Origin of the sequence: Azoarcus taiwanensis (assembly GCF_012910885.1) — a bacterium.
In the GTDB taxonomy this organism is placed as follows: domain Bacteria; phylum Pseudomonadota; class Gammaproteobacteria; order Burkholderiales; family Rhodocyclaceae; genus Azoarcus_F; species Azoarcus_F taiwanensis.
In genome coordinates this window covers 1-16450 of the sequence record NZ_WTVM01000039.1, presented here as the reverse complement: position 1 = coordinate 16450, position 16450 = coordinate 1, and the positions used below count along the sequence as shown (strand labels likewise).

General features: G+C 63.9%; 24 protein-coding genes. 14 read left to right on the top strand and 10 right to left on the bottom strand.

The features are described 5' to 3' along the window. The first annotated feature begins 152 nt into the window (after positions 1–152). The 7 genes from pilL2 to GPA21_RS08375 are packed head-to-tail and all read left to right on the top strand — an operon-like array spanning position 153 to position 6114. Positions 153–674: a PFGI-1 class ICE element type IV pilus protein PilL2 gene (gene pilL2 / locus GPA21_RS08405; RefSeq protein WP_425483694.1), complete on the top strand. Its 522-nt coding sequence runs from the start codon at positions 153–155 to the stop codon at positions 672–674. Continuing rightward, a complete protein-coding gene (locus tag GPA21_RS08400) occupies positions 671–1312 on the top strand; it encodes a hypothetical protein (RefSeq protein ID WP_168987752.1) in 642 nt (213 codons plus the stop codon). The genes pilL2 and GPA21_RS08400 overlap by 4 nt, the downstream gene beginning before the upstream one ends. A gap of 16 nt (positions 1313–1328) precedes the next feature. Beyond that, complete coding sequence (locus GPA21_RS08395) at positions 1329–2054, top strand: TIGR03759 family integrating conjugative element protein (protein WP_168987751.1); 726 nt, start codon at positions 1329–1331, stop codon at positions 2052–2054. Continuing rightward, entirely contained in the window at positions 2036–2641 is a 606-nt protein-coding gene (locus tag GPA21_RS08390; RefSeq protein ID WP_168987750.1) for a transglycosylase SLT domain-containing protein, read from the top strand. The genes GPA21_RS08395 and GPA21_RS08390 overlap by 19 nt, the downstream gene beginning before the upstream one ends. Continuing rightward, positions 2638–3177 (top strand): integrating conjugative element protein, encoded by a 540-nt coding sequence (locus tag GPA21_RS08385; RefSeq protein ID WP_168987749.1) that lies wholly within the window; start codon positions 2638–2640, stop codon positions 3175–3177. The genes GPA21_RS08390 and GPA21_RS08385 overlap by 4 nt, the downstream gene beginning before the upstream one ends. Positions 3178–3181: 4 nt before the next feature. Next, on the top strand, positions 3182–5368 hold the full coding sequence (traD, locus tag GPA21_RS08380; RefSeq protein ID WP_168987748.1) for a type IV conjugative transfer system coupling protein TraD: 2187 nt from the start codon (positions 3182–3184) through the stop codon (positions 5366–5368). Further along, positions 5365–6114: a TIGR03747 family integrating conjugative element membrane protein gene (locus tag GPA21_RS08375; RefSeq protein ID WP_168987747.1), complete on the top strand. Its 750-nt coding sequence runs from the start codon at positions 5365–5367 to the stop codon at positions 6112–6114. Before traD ends, GPA21_RS08375 begins: the two co-directional genes overlap by 4 nt. Before the next feature lie 135 nt (positions 6115–6249). On the opposite strand, the gene GPA21_RS08370 is transcribed toward GPA21_RS08375, so the two are convergent. From GPA21_RS08370 to GPA21_RS08360, 3 genes are read right to left on the bottom strand one after another with little or no spacing between them, the layout of a single operon-like run. Beyond that, positions 6250–7302, bottom strand: coding sequence for a DUF3800 domain-containing protein (locus GPA21_RS08370; RefSeq protein WP_168987746.1), 1053 nt, complete (start codon positions 7300–7302; stop codon positions 6250–6252). Further along, positions 7303–7449: a hypothetical protein gene (locus GPA21_RS08365; protein WP_155523062.1), complete on the bottom strand. Its 147-nt coding sequence runs from the start codon at positions 7447–7449 to the stop codon at positions 7303–7305. Then, positions 7442–8116 carry a hypothetical protein gene (locus GPA21_RS08360; RefSeq protein WP_168987745.1) on the bottom strand — a complete coding sequence of 225 codons (675 nt, stop codon included), beginning with the start codon at positions 8114–8116 and terminating at the stop codon, positions 7442–7444. Before GPA21_RS08360 ends, GPA21_RS08365 begins: the two co-directional genes overlap by 8 nt. A 106-nt stretch (positions 8117–8222) precedes the next feature. Between GPA21_RS08360 and GPA21_RS08355 the strand changes: the two genes are divergently transcribed. After that, entirely contained in the window at positions 8223–9125 is a 903-nt protein-coding gene (locus GPA21_RS08355) for a bacteriophage abortive infection AbiH family protein (protein ID WP_168987744.1), read from the top strand. Positions 9126–9166: 41 nt separating this feature from the next. Here GPA21_RS08355 and nucC read toward each other — a convergent pair whose 3' ends face one another. The 7 genes from nucC to GPA21_RS08320 are packed head-to-tail and all read right to left on the bottom strand — an operon-like array spanning position 9167 to position 13768. After that, positions 9167–9892 carry a CBASS effector endonuclease NucC gene (gene nucC / locus GPA21_RS08350; RefSeq protein ID WP_168987743.1) on the bottom strand — a complete coding sequence of 242 codons (726 nt, stop codon included), beginning with the start codon at positions 9890–9892 and terminating at the stop codon, positions 9167–9169. Positions 9893–9928: 36 nt separating this feature from the next. After that, positions 9929–10831 carry a CBASS oligonucleotide cyclase gene (locus tag GPA21_RS08345; protein WP_168987742.1) on the bottom strand — a complete coding sequence of 301 codons (903 nt, stop codon included), beginning with the start codon at positions 10829–10831 and terminating at the stop codon, positions 9929–9931. Next, a complete protein-coding gene (gene cap7 / locus GPA21_RS08340) occupies positions 10831–11331 on the bottom strand; it encodes a type III CBASS phage resistance system CD-NTase-associated protein Cap7 (RefSeq protein ID WP_024067899.1) in 501 nt (166 codons plus the stop codon). Before cap7 ends, GPA21_RS08345 begins: the two co-directional genes overlap by 1 nt. Further along, the gene (cap8, locus tag GPA21_RS08335) at positions 11328–11798 is read right to left on the bottom strand and encodes a type III CBASS phage resistance system CD-NTase-associated protein Cap8 (protein WP_168987741.1); all 471 of its coding nucleotides are present in this window, start codon (positions 11796–11798) and stop codon (positions 11328–11330) included. The genes cap7 and cap8 overlap by 4 nt, the downstream gene beginning before the upstream one ends. Beyond that, the gene (cap6, locus tag GPA21_RS08330; RefSeq protein WP_168987740.1) at positions 11795–12709 is read right to left on the bottom strand and encodes a CBASS system CD-NTase-associated protein Cap6; all 915 of its coding nucleotides are present in this window, start codon (positions 12707–12709) and stop codon (positions 11795–11797) included. The genes cap8 and cap6 overlap by 4 nt, the downstream gene beginning before the upstream one ends. A 16-nt stretch (positions 12710–12725) precedes the next feature. Then, positions 12726–13301 (bottom strand): PIN domain-containing protein, encoded by a 576-nt coding sequence (locus GPA21_RS08325; RefSeq protein ID WP_058207229.1) that lies wholly within the window; start codon positions 13299–13301, stop codon positions 12726–12728. Further along, positions 13298–13768, bottom strand: coding sequence for a helix-turn-helix domain-containing protein (locus tag GPA21_RS08320; RefSeq protein ID WP_024067903.1), 471 nt, complete (start codon positions 13766–13768; stop codon positions 13298–13300). Before GPA21_RS08320 ends, GPA21_RS08325 begins: the two co-directional genes overlap by 4 nt. Before the next feature lie 202 nt (positions 13769–13970). Here GPA21_RS08320 and GPA21_RS08315 point away from each other — a divergent pair, with 202 nt between their 5' ends. The 6 genes from GPA21_RS08315 to GPA21_RS08290 form a co-directional block, all read left to right on the top strand. After that, a complete protein-coding gene (locus GPA21_RS08315; RefSeq protein WP_024067904.1) occupies positions 13971–14354 on the top strand; it encodes an integrative conjugative element protein, RAQPRD family in 384 nt (127 codons plus the stop codon). Further along, the gene (locus GPA21_RS08310; RefSeq protein ID WP_168987739.1) at positions 14351–14584 is read left to right on the top strand and encodes a TIGR03758 family integrating conjugative element protein; all 234 of its coding nucleotides are present in this window, start codon (positions 14351–14353) and stop codon (positions 14582–14584) included. The genes GPA21_RS08315 and GPA21_RS08310 overlap by 4 nt, the downstream gene beginning before the upstream one ends. Positions 14585–14600: 16 nt before the next feature. Further along, a complete protein-coding gene (locus tag GPA21_RS08305; RefSeq protein WP_024067905.1) occupies positions 14601–14960 on the top strand; it encodes a TIGR03745 family integrating conjugative element membrane protein in 360 nt (119 codons plus the stop codon). Between the two features lie 13 nt (positions 14961–14973). Continuing rightward, on the top strand, positions 14974–15372 hold the full coding sequence (locus GPA21_RS08300; protein WP_058207559.1) for a TIGR03750 family conjugal transfer protein: 399 nt from the start codon (positions 14974–14976) through the stop codon (positions 15370–15372). Further along, positions 15369–16067 carry a PFL_4703 family integrating conjugative element protein gene (locus GPA21_RS08295; RefSeq protein WP_024067907.1) on the top strand — a complete coding sequence of 233 codons (699 nt, stop codon included), beginning with the start codon at positions 15369–15371 and terminating at the stop codon, positions 16065–16067. The genes GPA21_RS08300 and GPA21_RS08295 overlap by 4 nt, the downstream gene beginning before the upstream one ends. Further along, positions 16064–16450: TIGR03749 family integrating conjugative element protein (locus tag GPA21_RS08290; protein WP_168987738.1), on the top strand; the 387-nt coding region annotated here is incomplete at its 3' end. The genes GPA21_RS08295 and GPA21_RS08290, both read left to right, overlap by 4 nt.

Here is a 16450-nt window from a genome sequence, read left to right as displayed (position 1 = left end):
ACCCGTTCTCCACTCGAAAAACCGGGTAGCCCGCAGTTCCCATTCCTGGCTGACCCTGCCGAAGCACACAGCCAAGGTATCGGTATCGCAACAGAAGAGCCGATGCCATGCCCGCAATCCATCCATCCCTGAGACTGGCCGGAGCCGGCCTGTTGGCCGCAGTCCTGGCCAGCGGCTGCGCGACGATCCAGGCGCCGCTGCCACCCGAACCCATCGGGGAAGTTGAGCCAGCCGTCGAGCCCGAAGGCCCCGAGTTCGTGCCAGTGGTGCGCTATGGCCGCTATACCCTCGTGGAGCTGGCACCAATGGCGCAGCAGCGCGACCTGCTGCTGCAAACCATCGACGTGTCCATGCCCGAGGACGCCCGTGCCACCGTTGGCGACGGGCTGCGGCACGTGCTCAAGCGCAGCGGCTACCAGCTCTGCGAGACCGCGCATGCGGTGATCGAGCTGTACGCGCTGCCGTTGCCGGCGGCGCACCTGCATCTCGGCCCCATGACCTTGCGTGATGCGCTGCTGACCCTGGCCGGCCCGGCTTGGGAACTGCACACGGACGACCGGATGCGGCAGGTCTGCTTCGAGCGGCCAGGTGACAGTCCAGGCGCTGAACCCGCTCCCGTGCCGCCCGCCGCCGACGCGGTGCAGACGTTCCCGATTGCTGGGGGCCAGCCATGAACATCCCGCAACCAGTCCAGCGCTCTACCGCCGCCGTGGTGGTGCAAAGCCTGCTCTGGCTTTGGCTGGTCGGTCTCAGCGTCTTCGTCCTCCTGGGCTACCAGGCGCTGAACGATCAGACCACTCAGGAACGCCTCAATACCCGGCTGCAACGCATTGAAGCGCAGGTGGCCGGATTGACCGAAACCACCCAGTCCTTGCAGCGGCGTCCCGCAGCGGCCACCGCCGCAAATCTGCAAGACACCCGCCAGGCTATGGAAGCCCGCATTGCTCAGATCGAGCAGGAACTGAGCAGCCGCGTCGCCACGGAAGACCTGGACGCACTGCGTGCGGAGGTCGAGCAGATCAAGGCACGCCAGGCCGTCGCGCGCGCTCCCGCCCCAGCCCAGCCACGCTCATCCAGGCCAGCCGTCGCCAAGGCCGAGCCGCCGCCGTTGCCGTTCCGCGTCATCGGCACCGAACTGCGGGCTGGCCATCGCAGCGTCTCCATCGCACCGAGCACCGGGAACTTCACCGCCAGCCAGATGCAGGTGTTGCTGCCGGGTGATGCGGTCGGTTCGTGGCGCTTGCAGGGCATCGAAGGCAGTACCGCCGTGTTCCAGACCGACGGCCAGACGCGCCGCGTGGCGATCCCTTGAACCGGAGGACCGCACGATGAAACGCCATCTCATCCCGATCCTGCTGCTGGCAGCACTGCATTTGCCCGTGTCGGCCCAACAAGCGCCCCAGCAAACCTCGGCCGTCCAGCCCGGCCGCACCAGCCAAAGCCAGATCACGCACAGCCAGGACGCCCAACTGGCGAAGGCCTGGGGCCTGCGCAATGACGAATTCGCCCGCTACCGCGAACTGATGGAAGGGCCGATCGGCACCTACTCGCCCAACCTGGACCCGCTGTCCGTGCTGGGCATCGAGGCCCGCTCGGACGAAGAGCGGCGACGCTATGCCGAGTTGCAGGTACAGGTCGAGGCGCGCCGGGTAGAAAAACTGCTCGCCTACCAGCGTGCCTACGACGAGGCCTGGCAGCGCATGAACCCCGGAATGCCACGCGTGAACCTGCCCGACGACTCGCCGAGCACTGCGGCTGCTCGTGGCAGCGGCCGTACGGCGGTGTTCGTGAAGGACGGCTGCGCCACATGCGGCCAGGTCGTGCAGCGCCTGCAAACGTCAGGCTTGCAGTTCGACCTCTACATGGTCGGCAGTCGCCAGGATGACGCGCGCATCCGCGACTGGGCCAAGCGCGCGCAGATCGATCCGGCCCGCGTGCGCAGCGGCAGCATCACGTTGAACCATGACGCCGGACGCTGGCTGTCGCTGGGCCTGCCGGGCGATCTACCGGCTGTCGTGCGAGAGGTGAACGGCCAATGGCAGCGCCAGCCCTGACACCCTCATCGGTCTCGCGGGCGCTGTGCGCCCTCCTGCTTGCCGCAAGCCTGCCTACAGGCACGGTCCATGCCCAGGAGATTCCTCCCCCGGCCTACCAGCTTGCCGCCCAGCGCGCAGGCATTCCTTCGGCTGTGCTCTACGCCGTGGCCCTGCAAGAGAGCGGGATTCGGCGCAACGGGCGTCTCGTGCCGTGGCCTTGGTCGCTCAACGTCGCGGGCCAGTCGCGCCGGTTTGCCACCCGTTCCGACGCCTGCTCGGGCCTCCAGCAGGCGATGCGCGCCACGCCGCACACGCGCATCGACGCGGGCCTGGGACAGATCAACCTGGGCTACCACGCGCAGCGCTTCACCCATCCGTGCGATCTGCTCGATCCCTACCGCAATCTCGCCATCGCCGCCGAAATCCTGAAGGAGCAGCACACCCCAGGTGAGGACTGGCTGCTGGCGATCGGTCGCTACCACCGTCCCGCAGGCGGTGAGCCCGCCGCGCGCTATCGGCGCAGCGTGTCCCGCCACCTCGCTCGCGTGCAGGGCACGCGCACAACCGGCGCGCCACACGCCGCGTGTCAGGAGAAGTCCCCATGACGAAAAGCCATTTGCCCCTGTGGGGCCTGCTCGTATCGCTGGCAGGCCTGCCGCTGGCCGTGCACGCCGGCGAACCGCTGATCGTGGTCGAAGACAGTGGCGGCACCTCAGCGCTGCCGTACTACGAGGCGCTCAACCTACAACCGCGCCGCAATGGTGCGGCACAGCCGCCCATCCCGACACCCCAGGTTCCTGCCACGCCTGCGGACGAGGCCGCCATGCTGCCAGTGCGCAGCGCCAAGCTCACGCCAGGCACTGTGGCACGGCGGGTGATCGAGGCACCGGGCCTGCGGGCCTTTGTTGTCGTGGGTGACGACGAGGCTTCGCGCGCCTGGCTGCAGCGCCGTGCTGACTCGCTGCGCGAGCGCAGCGCGGTCGGCCTGGTCGTCAACGTCGAGACCGTGCAAGCCCTGGCGCGGCTGCGCGCCCTGGTGCCTGGCGTGCCCCTCGCGCCCGTGGCCGGCGACGACCTTGCCGAACGCCTGGGCCTGCGGCATTACCCGGCGCTGATCACAGCCACCGGCATCGAGCAATGAAGCCATGTCGGGGAAACAGCCAGTCGAGGTGCTGCTACGCCCAGCGGTGGAGCTATACACCGTCGCAGCGTGTGCTGGCGCCGCGTTTCTGTCCCTGGTGGCCCCGTGGTCGCTCGCGCTGAGTCCGGCCATGGGCGTGGGCAGCGCCATGGCGTTCGGCGCCTACGGTGCACTCCGCTACCGCGATGCCCGCGTCATCCTGCGCTACCGGCGCAACATCCGCCGTCTGCCGCGCTACGTGATGACCAGCAAAGACGTTCCTGTCAGCCAGCAGCGGCTTTTCATCGGGCGTGGCTTCCTGTGGGAGCAGAAACACACCCATCGGCTCATGCAGACGTACCGGCCGGAATTTCGGCGCTACGTCGAGCCGACGCCGGCCTATCGGCTGGCACGCAGGCTGGAGGAACGGCTGGAGTTCGCACCGTTCCCTCTATCCCGGCTGTCGAAACTCACCGCCTGGGATGTGCCTTTCAACCCCGTGCGGCCGCTGCCGCCCGTGGGCGGCCTGCCGCGCCTGCATGGCATCGAACCCGACGAGGTGGACGTCAGCCTGCCGCTCGGCGAGCGCGTCGGCCATTCGCTGGTGCTCGGCACGACGCGCGTGGGCAAGACGCGGCTGGCCGAGTTGTTCGTGACCCAGGACATTCGCCGTAAAAACGCCGCTGGCGAGCACGAGGTCGTGATCGTCATCGACCCCAAGGGAGATGCCGATCTTCTGAAGCGGATGTACGTCGAGGCCAAGCGTGCGGGCCGCGAAGGCGAGTTCTACATCTTTCACCTGGGCTGGCCGGAGATCAGCGCCCGCTACAACGCGGTGGGGCGTTTCGGCCGCATCTCGGAAGTCGCCACCCGCATCGCGGGCCAGCTCTCCGGCGAGGGCAACTCGGCCGCCTTCAGGGAGTTCGCCTGGCGCTTCGTCAACATCATCGCCCGCGCCCTGGTGGAACTGGGGCAGCGCCCGGACTACATGCTGATCCAGCGGCACGTCATCAACATCGACGCGCTGTTTCTGGAGTACGCCCAGCATTACTTCGCCAAGACCGAACCGAAGGCCTGGGAGGTGATCGTCCAGATCGAGGCCAAGCTCAACGAGAAGAACATCCCGCGCAACATGATCGGGCGCGAGAAGCGCGTGGTGGCCCTGGAGCAGTACCTGAGCCAGGCCCGCAACTACGACCCCGTGCTCGACGGGCTGCGCTCGGCGGTGCGCTACGACAAGACCTACTTCGACAAGATCGTCGCATCGCTGCTGCCGCTGCTGGAAAAGCTCACCAGCGGCAAGATCGCGCAGCTCCTGGCGCCGAACTACTCCGACCTGGCCGATCCACGACCGATCTTCGATTGGATGCAGGTCATCAGGAAGCGCGCCATCGTTTATGTGGGCCTGGATGCGCTGTCCGACGCCGAGGTTGCCGCGGCGGTCGGCAACTCCATGTTTTCCGACCTCGTTTCGGTCGCAGGCCATATCTACAAGCATGGGATCGACGACGGCCTGCCGGGGGCGTCAGCGGGTACGCGGGTGCCGATCAATGTCCACGCGGATGAATTCAACGAATTGATGGGGGATGAATTCATCCCGCTGATCAACAAAGGCGGTGGTGCCGGGCTTCAGGTCACGGCCTACACGCAAACGCTCTCCGATATCGAAGCGCGCATCGGCAACCGCGCCAAAGCCGGCCAAGTCATCGGGAATTTCAATAATTTGCTCATGTTGCGCGTCCGCGAGACGGCTACCCCAGAACTGCTCACCCGGCAATTGCCCAAGGTCGAGGTCTATACCACCACCATCGTCTCGGGCGCGACCGACAGTTCAGACATCCGCGGTGCGACGGATTTCACGTCGAACACGCAAGACCGCATCAGCATGTCCAGCGTGCCGATGATCGAGCCCTCGCACATCGTGGGCCTACCCAAAGGGCAGTGTTTCGCGCTGCTGCAGGGCGGTCAGCTCTGGAAGATCAGGATGCCGCTGCCTGCGCCCGACCCGGATGAGGTCATGCCGGCGGACTTGCGGCAACTGGCCAGCTACATGCGCCAGAGCTACACCGACGCAACCCAATGGTGGGAGTTCACCAGTTCCCCGCCTTTGCAGGACGAAGCTTTGCCGGAGGATCTGCTGGATGAGACGGCAACCAAGGCGAAGGCCGCCAACGCCGCAGATGGTGCTGCCGATAGCGAGGCCGCGCCATGAGCGATGCCGCAGTCACCGCCCGCAAGGAACAGAACCAGCGACAGGGCCTGATCGTTGGCACCATCACGCTGCCGTTCCGGCTGCTCGGGGTGCTGATCGGATCGCTGCTGTTTTCCATCGTGGTCGAGTGCGTGGGCATGCACCTGTTCTGGAAGGACCAGGGTTGGCGGCACTCGCAGCAGATGTTGCAGTATGAGCTGGGGCACCTGTCGAGCCACTTCACGCGCAGCGTGGTCGTGCAGGAGCCAGGGCGAACGGCGCATGCGCTGGTGGACACCGGCTACGAATGGGTGTTCGTGCGCACGGGACTATTGGAGCGGATGAGCCAGACTGCCGAACGAGCGCGGGTGCCTAGCCAGGGACAGGTTCGGAATTTCCGCTACTGGATCAGCCAGGTCTACGTGTGGGCCGAGAGCTATCTCGTCGCAGCGGCATTCACGACGCTCACGTTCCTTGTTCGCTTGCTTGTTCTGTTGCTCACGCTGCCGCTGATCTTCACGGCGGCGTTCGTCGGCCTGATCGACGGACTGGTGCGGCGGGATGTGCGCCGGTTCGGCGCAGGTCGGGAATCCGGCTTCATCTACCACAGAGCGAAGGCGAGCCTAATGCCGCTGGCCGTGCTGCCCTGGGTGACGTACCTGGCACTGCCTATCTCGGTCCATCCGTTGGTGATCCTGTTGCCCAGCGCTGCCTTGCTGGGACTGGCCGTAAGCCTGACTGCGGGCAGCTTCAAGAAATACTTATGACGTGACACGGGCCGCACAGCGCTGCAAAGCCGCGTGCGGCTCATCGGTGCTGCCGGGCATCAAGTGCGGCATCCAACGCCGCAACCGCTTCGACACCTGCGTCTCGAACGTGGATGAGACTTGCTTTCATGCGAGCTATGGCTTGTGGAAGTTCTCTGCGAAGTAGTCAATTACCTGCGACGCCTGCGTCCCTTGGCGGAAGCGCTTTTGCTCCTCGAAGTCGATCGACGGCAGCATGTGGATAAGCTGATGATCGGCATACAACGCCATGATTTCCCGGGCGTCCAGCGCACCGGCACGTTGTCCCTTCAGCGTGCTTGCTGCCTCGATGGCTGCGCCGATCATCACGTCCGCCAGCTGCACGGCGGGGCTGTTCCTGGAGTCGACCTGCGTCACCGACTGGAGCTTGAGCGGGAAGGTGATGCTGGCGATCTCCGACTGTTGGAACGTAACCACATCCTGATGGTGGATGTAGCGCTGCAGCAGGTCGTGATAGGCCAGCAGATTCTTGGACTGATCGTGCTCGACCCGATAAGCGCCATTGGCCATGACCTCCATCCGGCTGATCAGGGACTGCAGCACCACCAGGGCAGCATCCGTGCTGACACCCGGCGTGGCGATCGCTTGCAGACACTCGGGGGCGGCGAACTGCGCCAAAGGCCCCAGCGCTTCCGGCAACTCCCGCCAACGCGAGGCACGGGCGGCCTGAACCAGATCGGCGAGCGCCGCCGGGCTCTTTTCCTTCACCGCGCGTTGGAAACTCGCCAGCAGGCGGTCGAGAGCGCCTTGCCCCAGAAGTGTCGGCCCCACCGTGTACAGGAGGGATGCCAGCGAATAGTTCTGCCCGTCCTGGTAGAAGTCCATTCCGCGCTCGTAGTAGAACGGCTCGACGGCATAGTCCAGGAACATCAGCAGCAGCAGGTAGCGCTTGTCGCAGACGTAGGTCACGCACTTGTAGCCACCGAGCAAGTCGCGTTGCAGCGCCATCAGGCGGGGGCGGTTGGCCGGCCGTCGCGCCAAGGCCCGGTACTTCAGTTCGACCGCCTGCAGCTTGGGAAAGTGCTCCCGGATCAGGCGCCTTGCCTCATCGTCTTCGATGGCGATGGCCGTCGCGCCCTGGAACCGCTGCTCGGGATTCAGGAGGTCGAAGCCGGTGTAGCCGCTCTCATCGATCCGGAAGCATTCCATTCAACTCTTCCCCGGAATGATGGGAACCGTGCCCTCGGCCAGTTCGGTGAAAGAGGCGTGCAGGTCGCCCGCCGGCTCCGGCGTGGCCGATGACGGCGCGGTAGCCGGCTCGTGCTCCGCGACAGGCTGCGGGCGACGCCTAGGCATGGGCGACTTCCTGGACCTCGTCCTCGGCGGCTGCGATGACGCGCTGTGGCACCGAGGCCAGCAGGTCCTGCGGACGCTTGCCGCCAAGAAAGCTGTTCTCGGATCGGAACCAGTAGGCCATGCCCCAGCCGTCCTTGTGGCCGGCGAAGGCCTCGATGACCTTGGCCAGCGACTTCAGCGGACGAAAGCCCGCATCGGCGTCCAGACCGTAGCCCGGAAAGTAGTCGATGCCGCCGTGGCTGATGGCGAAGATCTGGCCTTGCTTCTTCCACTTGTTGGGCTGTGCGCTCGGATTGCGGGTGCTCAATCCTGCCAACTGCGCGATCTGCGCCGCCGTCAGCCAATCGCCGCTCTCCAGCACCGCCTTGCGCGCCTGCACCAGCATGCTCGCTTCCTTCAGCAGCCTGGGCGATGCCGGATTGCGCGGCACCAACACCTCGGCCAGCCGTTCGAGCGATTCGCGATCCTGGCGTTCAAGCAACACCTCGAACATGGACGACGCGACATTGGTGAAGTTCTCCGCCAGCGCCGCGAAGACATTGGGCTTGATGTGGTCGAACGCCACCACCAGCACGCGGTCGGCCTGGCAACGGCCGAGTCTGGCTTGGACTTCTTTGGGCGTGCCCACCAGGGTCGACACAGCGAGACGGTCTGCAACGATGCTCATGGCCGAGCTCTTGGCGTATTATTTGGATTATTCCACATTAACATATCTATCATAACCTTTTACTGTCCGGATTCCTGGGCAACCGCAACACCCAGCGGAGCACACCATGCGCCCCAACACGCTCTACGTCATCGGCAACGGGTTCGACCTCTGGCACGGGATTCCCTCTGGTCTCGGGGACTTCAAGCATTACGTCCTGGGCGCCGATCGAGATATCCACCGGGAGGTAGAGGACTATCTGCCGGCCGGGAAGGACTGGTGCGACCTAGAGCAGGCCCTGGCCGAGTTGGACGCCGATATGCTGGTCGACAACTTGGGGCACTTCATGGGGTCCTTTGGGGCCGAGAAATGGAGTGATTCAGGACACCACGACTTCCAGTGCGAAGTCGGCAACGTCGTCGAGCGTCTGTCCACCGCCCTGCGGACGCGCTTTGCCGAATGGATCCGGGCGCTGCCCATCCCCACGCCAGAGACAACCCCGCGGCGGCTGGCCAGGCTGGACCCCGAGGCGTTGTTCCTGAGTTTTAACTACACGAACACGCTCAGCAGGCTCTATGGGGCCGATTCGGCGCGGGTCCTGCACATTCACGGCCGAGCCGATGCGCCGGAAGAAGAACTCGTCCTGGGCCACGCCAGGAATCCCCAGTCTCGCCGCTCGTTGAATGAGCGCGCGGATATCGAAGAGATCGATACGCGCCTGGTTGAGGCCAACGACGCCATTGACGACTACTTCTCGGCCACCTTCAAACGTTCCGAGGAACTGATCGCCCGGCATAGGCCATTCTTCGGGGCGCTGGACACCGTTGAGCACGTGGTCGTGCTGGGCCACTCCCTGTCTCCAGTCGACGCGATTTATTTCCGAACGCTCCTTCACCAGCCTGGCGTCGCCGCAGCGCGGTGGACGATCGCCTGCCGCAACGCGGAAGAGTGGCCCGAGAAGGAACAGCGGTTGATCGATGTGGGACTGCGGCCAGGGGCGTACCGGCCGGTGCCGTGGGACGCGCTGTAAGGACGCTGGGCAATCTCAAGACATACATCAAGTCCGGTCAGTCACTTCGTCAACCATTGACCGTAGGCCTCTATATCGATCATTGGAACCGTTCCGCTGAACTGAAGTTGCGCGATCAATTTGAACAGGAACGCCGTCGCAGGTTTGTTTTCACTGGTGTAACTGTACGCGCCACTGGCTTGGTCGTAGAAAAAGTGCCCGTGGGCGGCGACACATCCGATGTCCAGACGCCCCTCTGCTAGCTCCGCCTTCAGCGCTTTGTCCATGGACGGGCCCAATGCTGGTCTCCACTCGCTCTCGAACGTGAGCAAGCCTCCCAGAATGGGAATCAGCGGCTTCGCAGGATAGGTACCACCAGCGTGCGGTATGGGCAAACTCGTTCGGTGCAGCCTGCGCACACTGGCGACCTTCTCTTGGGCGTACGCCACAAGCCCGGCATCGGCTGTCTGCTTAGCCTCGAACACCGCGTACACGCTTTCGGCCGGGATGATCGTCTCGTTTTCGTAGGTGAAGATGAAAGGCGAATATTGCCGGTCGAACACCACCACATCGATCTGCTGGCTGAAGTTCCCCAAACTGTCCACCACATGTGCCTTGGCCGCCTGGTACCGCTTGGGGAGATAGGTATCGAGCATGTCGATCCAGACGTTCTCGCTCGCATCACCCTTGGTGCCTGGGTGAACGAAGGTCTTGCGCACCACGGAGAGGCGCTGCTGGATGTCCTCATGCAAGGACGACAGGAGTTGGGAAAGCGACCACTGGGACATGTTGCACCTCGATGGGACGTGTGGCAGCTGATGGGATCAGGACAGTGGGAACTTGGGACCGAACAGCGCACGCCAAGCACGAAGCGCTTCGATATTCCGACCTCGGCGCGCATGGTCGATGGCGATGCTTGCATCCTGGCTCGCCTGAAACAGCAGTTGCTGCGCGCGCTGCTTGCGCGCAGGGTCCATGTCGTTGCTGATCGCCGGCCCGAGGCCCGCAGGATCGGCCCACTCATCATGAACACGATCGGCAAGCGTGGCAAAGAACGACTGGATCTCGCGATCGAACGATCCTCCCCAGCCGCCGTAAAGACACTCCAGGGCCATCACCTCGATCAGGAACGATGGTTTCACCGGCTTCTGATCACCGTGCTTGGGGTTGTTGTTCCAATACTTCACCATGCGCACGAGACCTTTCCACTCATTGCCATAAGCTTGGTGCGCTACGGTTGCCTTGGACTTATGGATCTCTGGATCCGTCTTGATCCACTTTCCGGACGCCGTATCCGGTATCTCATAGTGGTTGCCGGTGTCGAATGCGGGCACCGCATCCACGCTGACCACCCGGTAGTCCGTATTGTCTTCGGCGTCGATATGAACACCGAAATCCACGTTGATCGATCGCGCCTGTTTGCGCACGGCCGCTTCTCCGTATTTCTCCACCAATGCAGCGTGAAAATCATCTAGCACCACCGATGCGGTCTTGCCGTGGTAGTGCTTCTCCGAGTCCTTCAGTACGAAGAAGATGTCGATATCCTTGAGCGGCTTGGTCTTCGTGTATCGGGCGTAAGAGCCGGTCAGGAAGCTGCGCGCAATGCCGAACTTCGTCTGCAGGTAGTCCCGCACCTCGTTCTGGCGCTGTGAGGCATTCTTCTGTTCGCGCTCATTGAGTTCCAGGCGCGACTTGAACTTGCGAAAAGCTTCATCGATCGACAGCATCAGCGTTGCCTCCAATATCCGGCCTGACCCGCCAGGCCACTGTGTTCGACAGTCGAGCCCAGGCTCTGCTTGACCATCCCATCCGTCGAGCGATAGCTTCCTTTGCTCCACCCCTCTACGTCAGGCCGCCCGGGCTTGGTATCAAGCATGACCTTGTACTTGGCCTGTGATGGCAGCAGTCCGGCCTTCTTGATCGCGTATTTCAACTGCTCGGTATCCGTCCAGAAGCTGCCGTCGCCATCGGACCATCCATACACGATGTCGATATCCCAACGGGTCACGAGCTTGTCAGTCGACGGGTTGTAAATCTCCAGGACCACCTTGCGCAGATCACCGGTTCCTAGCCATGTCTTGATGGCTCGGGTATTGCTTTCCCAGCGATCCGCAAAGTGCTCGGGGTCAAGACCACTGAGCACGATGATGTCTTTCAGGCTCTTGAGGATGTTGTCGGTCACATAGGTAACCGAGTGCGTGTACGAGTAGGTGGCGACGGTGCTCATGACTTGAGAAAACCTCCGAGGTCCAGCGACAAGGCCTGCCCGGCATCGGCCTGCGCCTGCGTGGCAATTCCTTGGCTCAAGTCCCGTGCAACGATGCGAGAACTGTGCTTTTTGAGCGCGGTTTGCACCCAGCCAAGCTGCTCCTTCGGACACGGCAGCGAAACTCCCCAGTCTCCCTTCAACGGCTCGAACCCCAAGACGTCTTCGTTGGCATCATCACCATCGATCGCGTCTTCGTCGAACAGGCAGTAGATCCTAGTTCGTGGTCCATCGCATGTCGCAACGATGGGCGCGCTCTTGGGCGCCTGGTCGGCGATCAAGCTGGCGGCTACGCCCGCCACGGCCCTGAGTTCAGAGCGAGCCGTGCCGTCCTTGCCCTGAGTGAGCAGTTCTACAATGGCATCCCACGTCTGCAACGCATCGCGGTGCGGCGAGCTGCGAAACGTCCGGCTGACAACGGTGGTCATTTTTGCTTACCTCCTTGAAGGCGCATTTGTTTTGCCTGTCGTATCGCACCGCGCAAGTGCTCCACGGAAAGTTTGTTCGGGTCGATAGCCACTTGCGGGTCGGCAGCAAGGGCGTTGGCGACGACCTTGCGAATGGCCCGACCATCCAGTCCCACGCACTCGCCAGCGCACGCGTCGAACTGGTGAGCCGAGGAAAGTTTGCCAATCCCGGGGAATGTCTTTGCAAGACCACTCAGGCAGTCCACAAGGATCTGCTTGCATGCATCCTTGCCGGGCAATGGCACCTCTATCACCATGTCGCAACGAGACAGGAAGGCGCTGTCGACGGCCTGTGGGAAGTTGCTGGTGGCCACGAAAAGCAGATGCGGGTGGCGTTCGGCCAACATATCCAACTGCACCAGCACTGCGTCGGTGGCCCGGTGAACATCAACGGGGTTGGCTTCCAGGCTGAGCTTGGCTCGATCAGCCGCGAGCGTCTCGACCTCGTCCAGAAGTACGATCGTCGGCCCCGTCGCTGCGGATTCTGCGATCGACTGCGAGAACAGGTCTGCCACGGCGCGCTGTGTCTTGCCCATCGCAGAGCTCGTTAGCGTGTGAGGCTCCACTTCCAGCAATCGGAACTTTGCCGAGGAAAACGATTCGGCCACGCGATGCGCCAGCCCCCTTGCCAAAGAGGTCTTTCCAGTCCCCGGCGGGCCGACCAGCAAAATCACGCCATGCAGGGGAAGTACCGTGCGATCCACCTTGGGGCGCACCGTGAAGTTGACGATCGCTTGTGACAGCAACTGCTTCTTGAGGGCTTCGTCCATCACGATCGAATCCCACAAGTCACCCAGCGACTTGTTCGGCAGCTTCCAGCTTCGATGGATGCCTTTCGGCAAAGTAACGTCTGATGGAGGATTCTTGGTCATTCGTGTCACTCGGCGGTCAGAGGATGGTGCGATAGGTCGCCAGCACTTTGGTCGTTTGCACCAAGCCTTGGCGAAGCAGGATTTCGAGAAAGCAGTCCACGTCGATTGGCGGATGCTTGAGCTGGGCACGCTGGCGCTGCGCTGCTGACACGACGGCGGCCGCATCCAGATCCAGCAGGTTGTCCACGAACTCGTCGGGGTGCTGCGCTTCGATACCGTACGCAGCCAGCAGCTCGTTCGGGAAATCTCGTTCGTTGAACGTCACGATCACGCTCGCACCACAGCGGATCGCCGCAGCCAGGACGTGCCGATCGTCCGGATCGGGCAATGTCAGGCCTGCCACGAGCTCTTCATATCCCTCCACCACGCCGTCCGGAATGGCCCTGTCCATGAGATCGGACGTCCTGTCGACCTGCGCCCGGTTGAGATCGGGTCGTTTGATCAACAGGTTGCGTTTCCACTCCTCATGGATGGCTTGACTCCACCGCGCCCTGAAGCGGCCGGACAGGCCGAGCCACATCAGGAAGTCCCGCAGTGGCGCGGGATACAAAACGCATGCGTCGTAGACGGCTGTGAAGGGGGAATGCCTCATTCGTACCCCATTCCCAACTCTTGCGACTGCTGAGCGAGTTCGGCCATCGCCTGCTCACTGGCGCGCTCGCGCGCTTCCTTGTACTGCATCAGATCGGCGAACCTCACCCTGCGGTGCTTGCCGGTCCGGTGAAATGCCAACACTCCATCCTCGAGCAGCTTGACTAAATGGGGGCGGGACACGTTGAGCAGATCGGCTGCCTCCTGTGTCGTCAGCTCTGCGTGAACGGGCACCACCTTCACGGCGTTGCCATCGGCCAGTTCAGCCAGGATGTCGACAAGCAGGCGCAAAGCCGAGGTGGGCAGCTCCACCTGATGCGCCTGCTTGTGGTCGTCAAAGATCTGAATGTGCTGCGTCTCGAACTGGGTTGCCAGATAGGCCGCCAAGGCACGTTGACCCTGAACGGCGGCCTTCACCTCTGCCGCAGCGGGAAGGGTCATCTTGGATTGGGCAGCGGTGGTGGTCATGGGTAGCTCCTAGCGAAAACGAGTTGCAGGCCCAATCTTATTCGAAATACTCGAAAAACGCAATAATCGAAAAGCGGTCTGAGCTTCCGTCGCCCTCCTGTCTGCTCCGGAATCCGGGCATGGCCAGGTTCCTATTGTTTGCGGCCTAAACCCAACTCGTTCTCCACGATCGAGCCATTGCTGATCACACAGGAATGGCGCGATGTTGGCTTCAACCTGGCAGCGCGCCGCGCATCGCGGCGTGCCCACTTTTCTCGTGACGGCCCTCCTGCTGGGCCAGTCCCCGATGGCGTTGGCCGAATCCCCGGCACAGCGTCAGGAGCTGGTGGCCGCGCTGCGCCAGCTCGCCGCGCTGGAGCGCACAGTCGCCGACAGCGCCGCGCATACCCCCATCCAGCCAGGCGAGCGCTACCACTTCGACTATCCGCGGCTGCTGGCTGACCTGGCGCGTGTGCGCTCCGGCATCCAGGCCCATCTCACACCGTCGCGCGCCCAGCCGCGAGACCCCTCCGAACTGTCCGGCGACTACCGCACCGAGCGAGCCACCGAGCCATCGCCGCCGCCGACTGCGGAGGCCAAGCCATGAACGGTGCCCAGGTCTCGGCATTTCAAGCCAACAGCGGCATCGCGCCTTCGGCGATGGCGACCGTCCTGGTCGGCGCCGTGTTCGCAGTCCTGCTCGTCTGGGGCGTCTGGGCCATCCGAACGGCCTACGTGGGGTGGTCCGAGAGCCGCCTCAACCAGCGCCAGTTTCTCGGCGTCTGCATCCGCTTCGTCGCGATGTACCTCGTCCTGACTTTCTTCCTCCTCTCCTGATCTGAAAGGACTGACTATGCAAAGCCACATCCTCACTTCCCGCCTCGCCCAGCGCGCCGCCATGGCCCTGGGCACCGCAACGCTGCCCGCGCTCTCGCTCGCGCAGGGCCTGCCGCAGTTGGAGAACCCCACCCGGGGCACCGGCAACGGCATCATGGAGACGATCCGCAACTATGGCTACGACATCGTCATGCTCGTGGCGCTGCTGGTGGTGGCCTCCATGTTCATCGGCGTGTGCTACCACGCCTATGGCACCTATGCGGAAATCCACACCGGCCGCAAGACGTGGGGCCAGTTCGGCCTCACGGTCGCCGTCGGCGCTGTCCTGCTCGTGATCGGCATCTGGCTGCTCACCGAAGCCACCGGCATCCTGTAAGCAGGTGCAGGCCATGTCCGAGCACCAGCACATCCGCGCGGACGGGACGGTCACGTTCTTGCCGCACCGGCTCAACCGCCATCCGGTGGTTGTGCGCGGCCTGACCGCGGACGAACTATGGATCTGCTGCGGCTTGTGTGGTGTCGCAGGCCTGCTGATCGGCGTGCCGCTGTCGTGGGTGTTCCGCACCATCGCGCTGGCGCCCACATTCGTTGTCCTGGGCGTAGCCCTGGGCGTGTTTGTGGGCGGTGGCATCCTGCGCCGTCTCAAACGCGGCAGGCCCGACACCTGGTTGTACCGGCAATTGCAGTGGCGCATTGCCACGCTCCAACCCTTGATGGCCGGCTGGGTGGGCGGCCACGTCCTGGTATCGCGTTCGGGCTTCTGGTCCACCCGGAGGGCGACGCGATGAGCCGCTTCAAGAACGAGATCGCTCACCTGCAAGCGCACATCAAGACGCTGCGCCTGGGCGCTGGCGCGCTGGCCGTCTTGGCCCTGGTGATGGGCGGCGGCTGGTGGAGCGCACCGAGCGACCTGACCATCCACGTCCCACCCGACCTGCGCTCGGGCAGTACGCGCAAATGGTGGGAAGTGCCACCCGAGTCGGTCTATGCCTTCACGTTCTACGTGTTCCAGCAGTTGAACCGCTGGCCGACGAACGGTGAGGAAGACTACTCGCGCAACCTGCATGCACTCTCGCCGTATCTGACACCCGCCTGCCATGCGTTCCTGCGGGCCGATTACGACTACCGGCGCAGTACGGGCGAGCTGCGGCAGCGCGTGCGGGGAATTTATGAAATTCCCGGCCGTGGCTATGGCGACGACCCCACGGCGCGCGTGCGCACCGTATCCGACCGGGATTGGGTGGTGACGCTGGATATCAGCGCGGACGAGTACTACGGCGCCGAGCAGGTCAAGCGCGCCCTGGTGCGCTACCCCATCAAGGTGACGCGCATCGACGTCGATCCCGCGCGCAATCCCTTCGGCCTGGCGCTCGACTGCTACGACGGCACGCCCCAGCGCATCAGCACACCGGCGCCGGAACGCCCGGCGACGGCCCCTGGCGGCCTGGGAGCGCAGGCGTCTCAAGGAGGAACCTCCCCATGAAGCATCACGCATTCGCCTTGCTGGGGCTGATCGCCGTGACGATGGCACCTACCGCCCAGGCCGTGGAAATCCTGCGCTGGGAGCGCATGCCGCTGGCTGTGCCGCTGCAGGTCGGCCAAGAGCGCATCGTGTTCATCGACCGCAACGTCCGCGTGGGCGTGCCGGCCGGGGTTGGCGAGCGCCTGCGCGTGCAAAGCGCAGGCGGCGCGGTCTACCTGCGTGCGAGCGAGCCGATCGAGCCCACGCGGCTGCAATTGCAAGATGCCGACACCGGCGCGCTGATCCTGCTGGACATCGCCGCCGAGCCTGCCAAGGACGGTGAGCCGGCATTGGAGCCCGTGCGGATCGTCGAAGGCGCCACCACGCCCGCGCCGCGCTATGGC

Excerpts from the sequence above, each read along its gene's own strand:
- GPA21_RS08355 (WP_168987744.1), top strand. The coding sequence starts at position 8,223 with ATGCGCCCCAACACGCTCTACGTCATCGGCAACGGGTTCGACCTCTGG.
- GPA21_RS08370 (WP_168987746.1), bottom strand. The coding sequence starts at position 7,302 with ATGGAATGCTTCCGGATCGATGAGAGCGGCTACACCGGCTTCGACCTC.
- GPA21_RS08325 (WP_058207229.1), bottom strand. The coding sequence starts at position 13,301 with ATGAGGCATTCCCCCTTCACAGCCGTCTACGACGCATGCGTTTTGTAT.
- GPA21_RS08345 (WP_168987742.1), bottom strand. The coding sequence starts at position 10,831 with ATGCTGTCGATCGATGAAGCTTTTCGCAAGTTCAAGTCGCGCCTGGAA.
- GPA21_RS08295 (WP_024067907.1), top strand. The coding sequence starts at position 15,369 with ATGAGCCGCTTCAAGAACGAGATCGCTCACCTGCAAGCGCACATCAAG.
- GPA21_RS08360 (WP_168987745.1), bottom strand. The coding sequence starts at position 8,116 with ATGAGCATCGTTGCAGACCGTCTCGCTGTGTCGACCCTGGTGGGCACG.
- GPA21_RS08390 (WP_168987750.1), top strand. The coding sequence starts at position 2,036 with ATGGCAGCGCCAGCCCTGACACCCTCATCGGTCTCGCGGGCGCTGTGC.
- nucC (WP_168987743.1), bottom strand. The coding sequence starts at position 9,892 with ATGTCCCAGTGGTCGCTTTCCCAACTCCTGTCGTCCTTGCATGAGGAC.
- GPA21_RS08315 (WP_024067904.1), top strand. The coding sequence starts at position 13,971 with ATGTTGGCTTCAACCTGGCAGCGCGCCGCGCATCGCGGCGTGCCCACT.
- GPA21_RS08375 (WP_168987747.1), top strand. The coding sequence starts at position 5,365 with ATGAGCGATGCCGCAGTCACCGCCCGCAAGGAACAGAACCAGCGACAG.
- cap6 (WP_168987740.1), bottom strand. The coding sequence starts at position 12,709 with ATGACCAAGAATCCTCCATCAGACGTTACTTTGCCGAAAGGCATCCAT.
- cap7 (WP_024067899.1), bottom strand. The coding sequence starts at position 11,331 with ATGAGCACCGTCGCCACCTACTCGTACACGCACTCGGTTACCTATGTG.
- GPA21_RS08300 (WP_058207559.1), top strand. The coding sequence starts at position 14,974 with ATGTCCGAGCACCAGCACATCCGCGCGGACGGGACGGTCACGTTCTTG.
- GPA21_RS08310 (WP_168987739.1), top strand. The coding sequence starts at position 14,351 with ATGAACGGTGCCCAGGTCTCGGCATTTCAAGCCAACAGCGGCATCGCG.
- traD (WP_168987748.1), top strand. The coding sequence starts at position 3,182 with ATGTCGGGGAAACAGCCAGTCGAGGTGCTGCTACGCCCAGCGGTGGAG.
- GPA21_RS08305 (WP_024067905.1), top strand. The coding sequence starts at position 14,601 with ATGCAAAGCCACATCCTCACTTCCCGCCTCGCCCAGCGCGCCGCCATG.
- GPA21_RS08385 (WP_168987749.1), top strand. The coding sequence starts at position 2,638 with ATGACGAAAAGCCATTTGCCCCTGTGGGGCCTGCTCGTATCGCTGGCA.
- cap8 (WP_168987741.1), bottom strand. The coding sequence starts at position 11,798 with ATGACCACCGTTGTCAGCCGGACGTTTCGCAGCTCGCCGCACCGCGAT.
- GPA21_RS08365 (WP_155523062.1), bottom strand. The coding sequence starts at position 7,449 with ATGCCTAGGCGTCGCCCGCAGCCTGTCGCGGAGCACGAGCCGGCTACC.
- GPA21_RS08320 (WP_024067903.1), bottom strand. The coding sequence starts at position 13,768 with ATGACCACCACCGCTGCCCAATCCAAGATGACCCTTCCCGCTGCGGCA.
- GPA21_RS08395 (WP_168987751.1), top strand. The coding sequence starts at position 1,329 with ATGAAACGCCATCTCATCCCGATCCTGCTGCTGGCAGCACTGCATTTG.
- GPA21_RS08400 (WP_168987752.1), top strand. The coding sequence starts at position 671 with ATGAACATCCCGCAACCAGTCCAGCGCTCTACCGCCGCCGTGGTGGTG.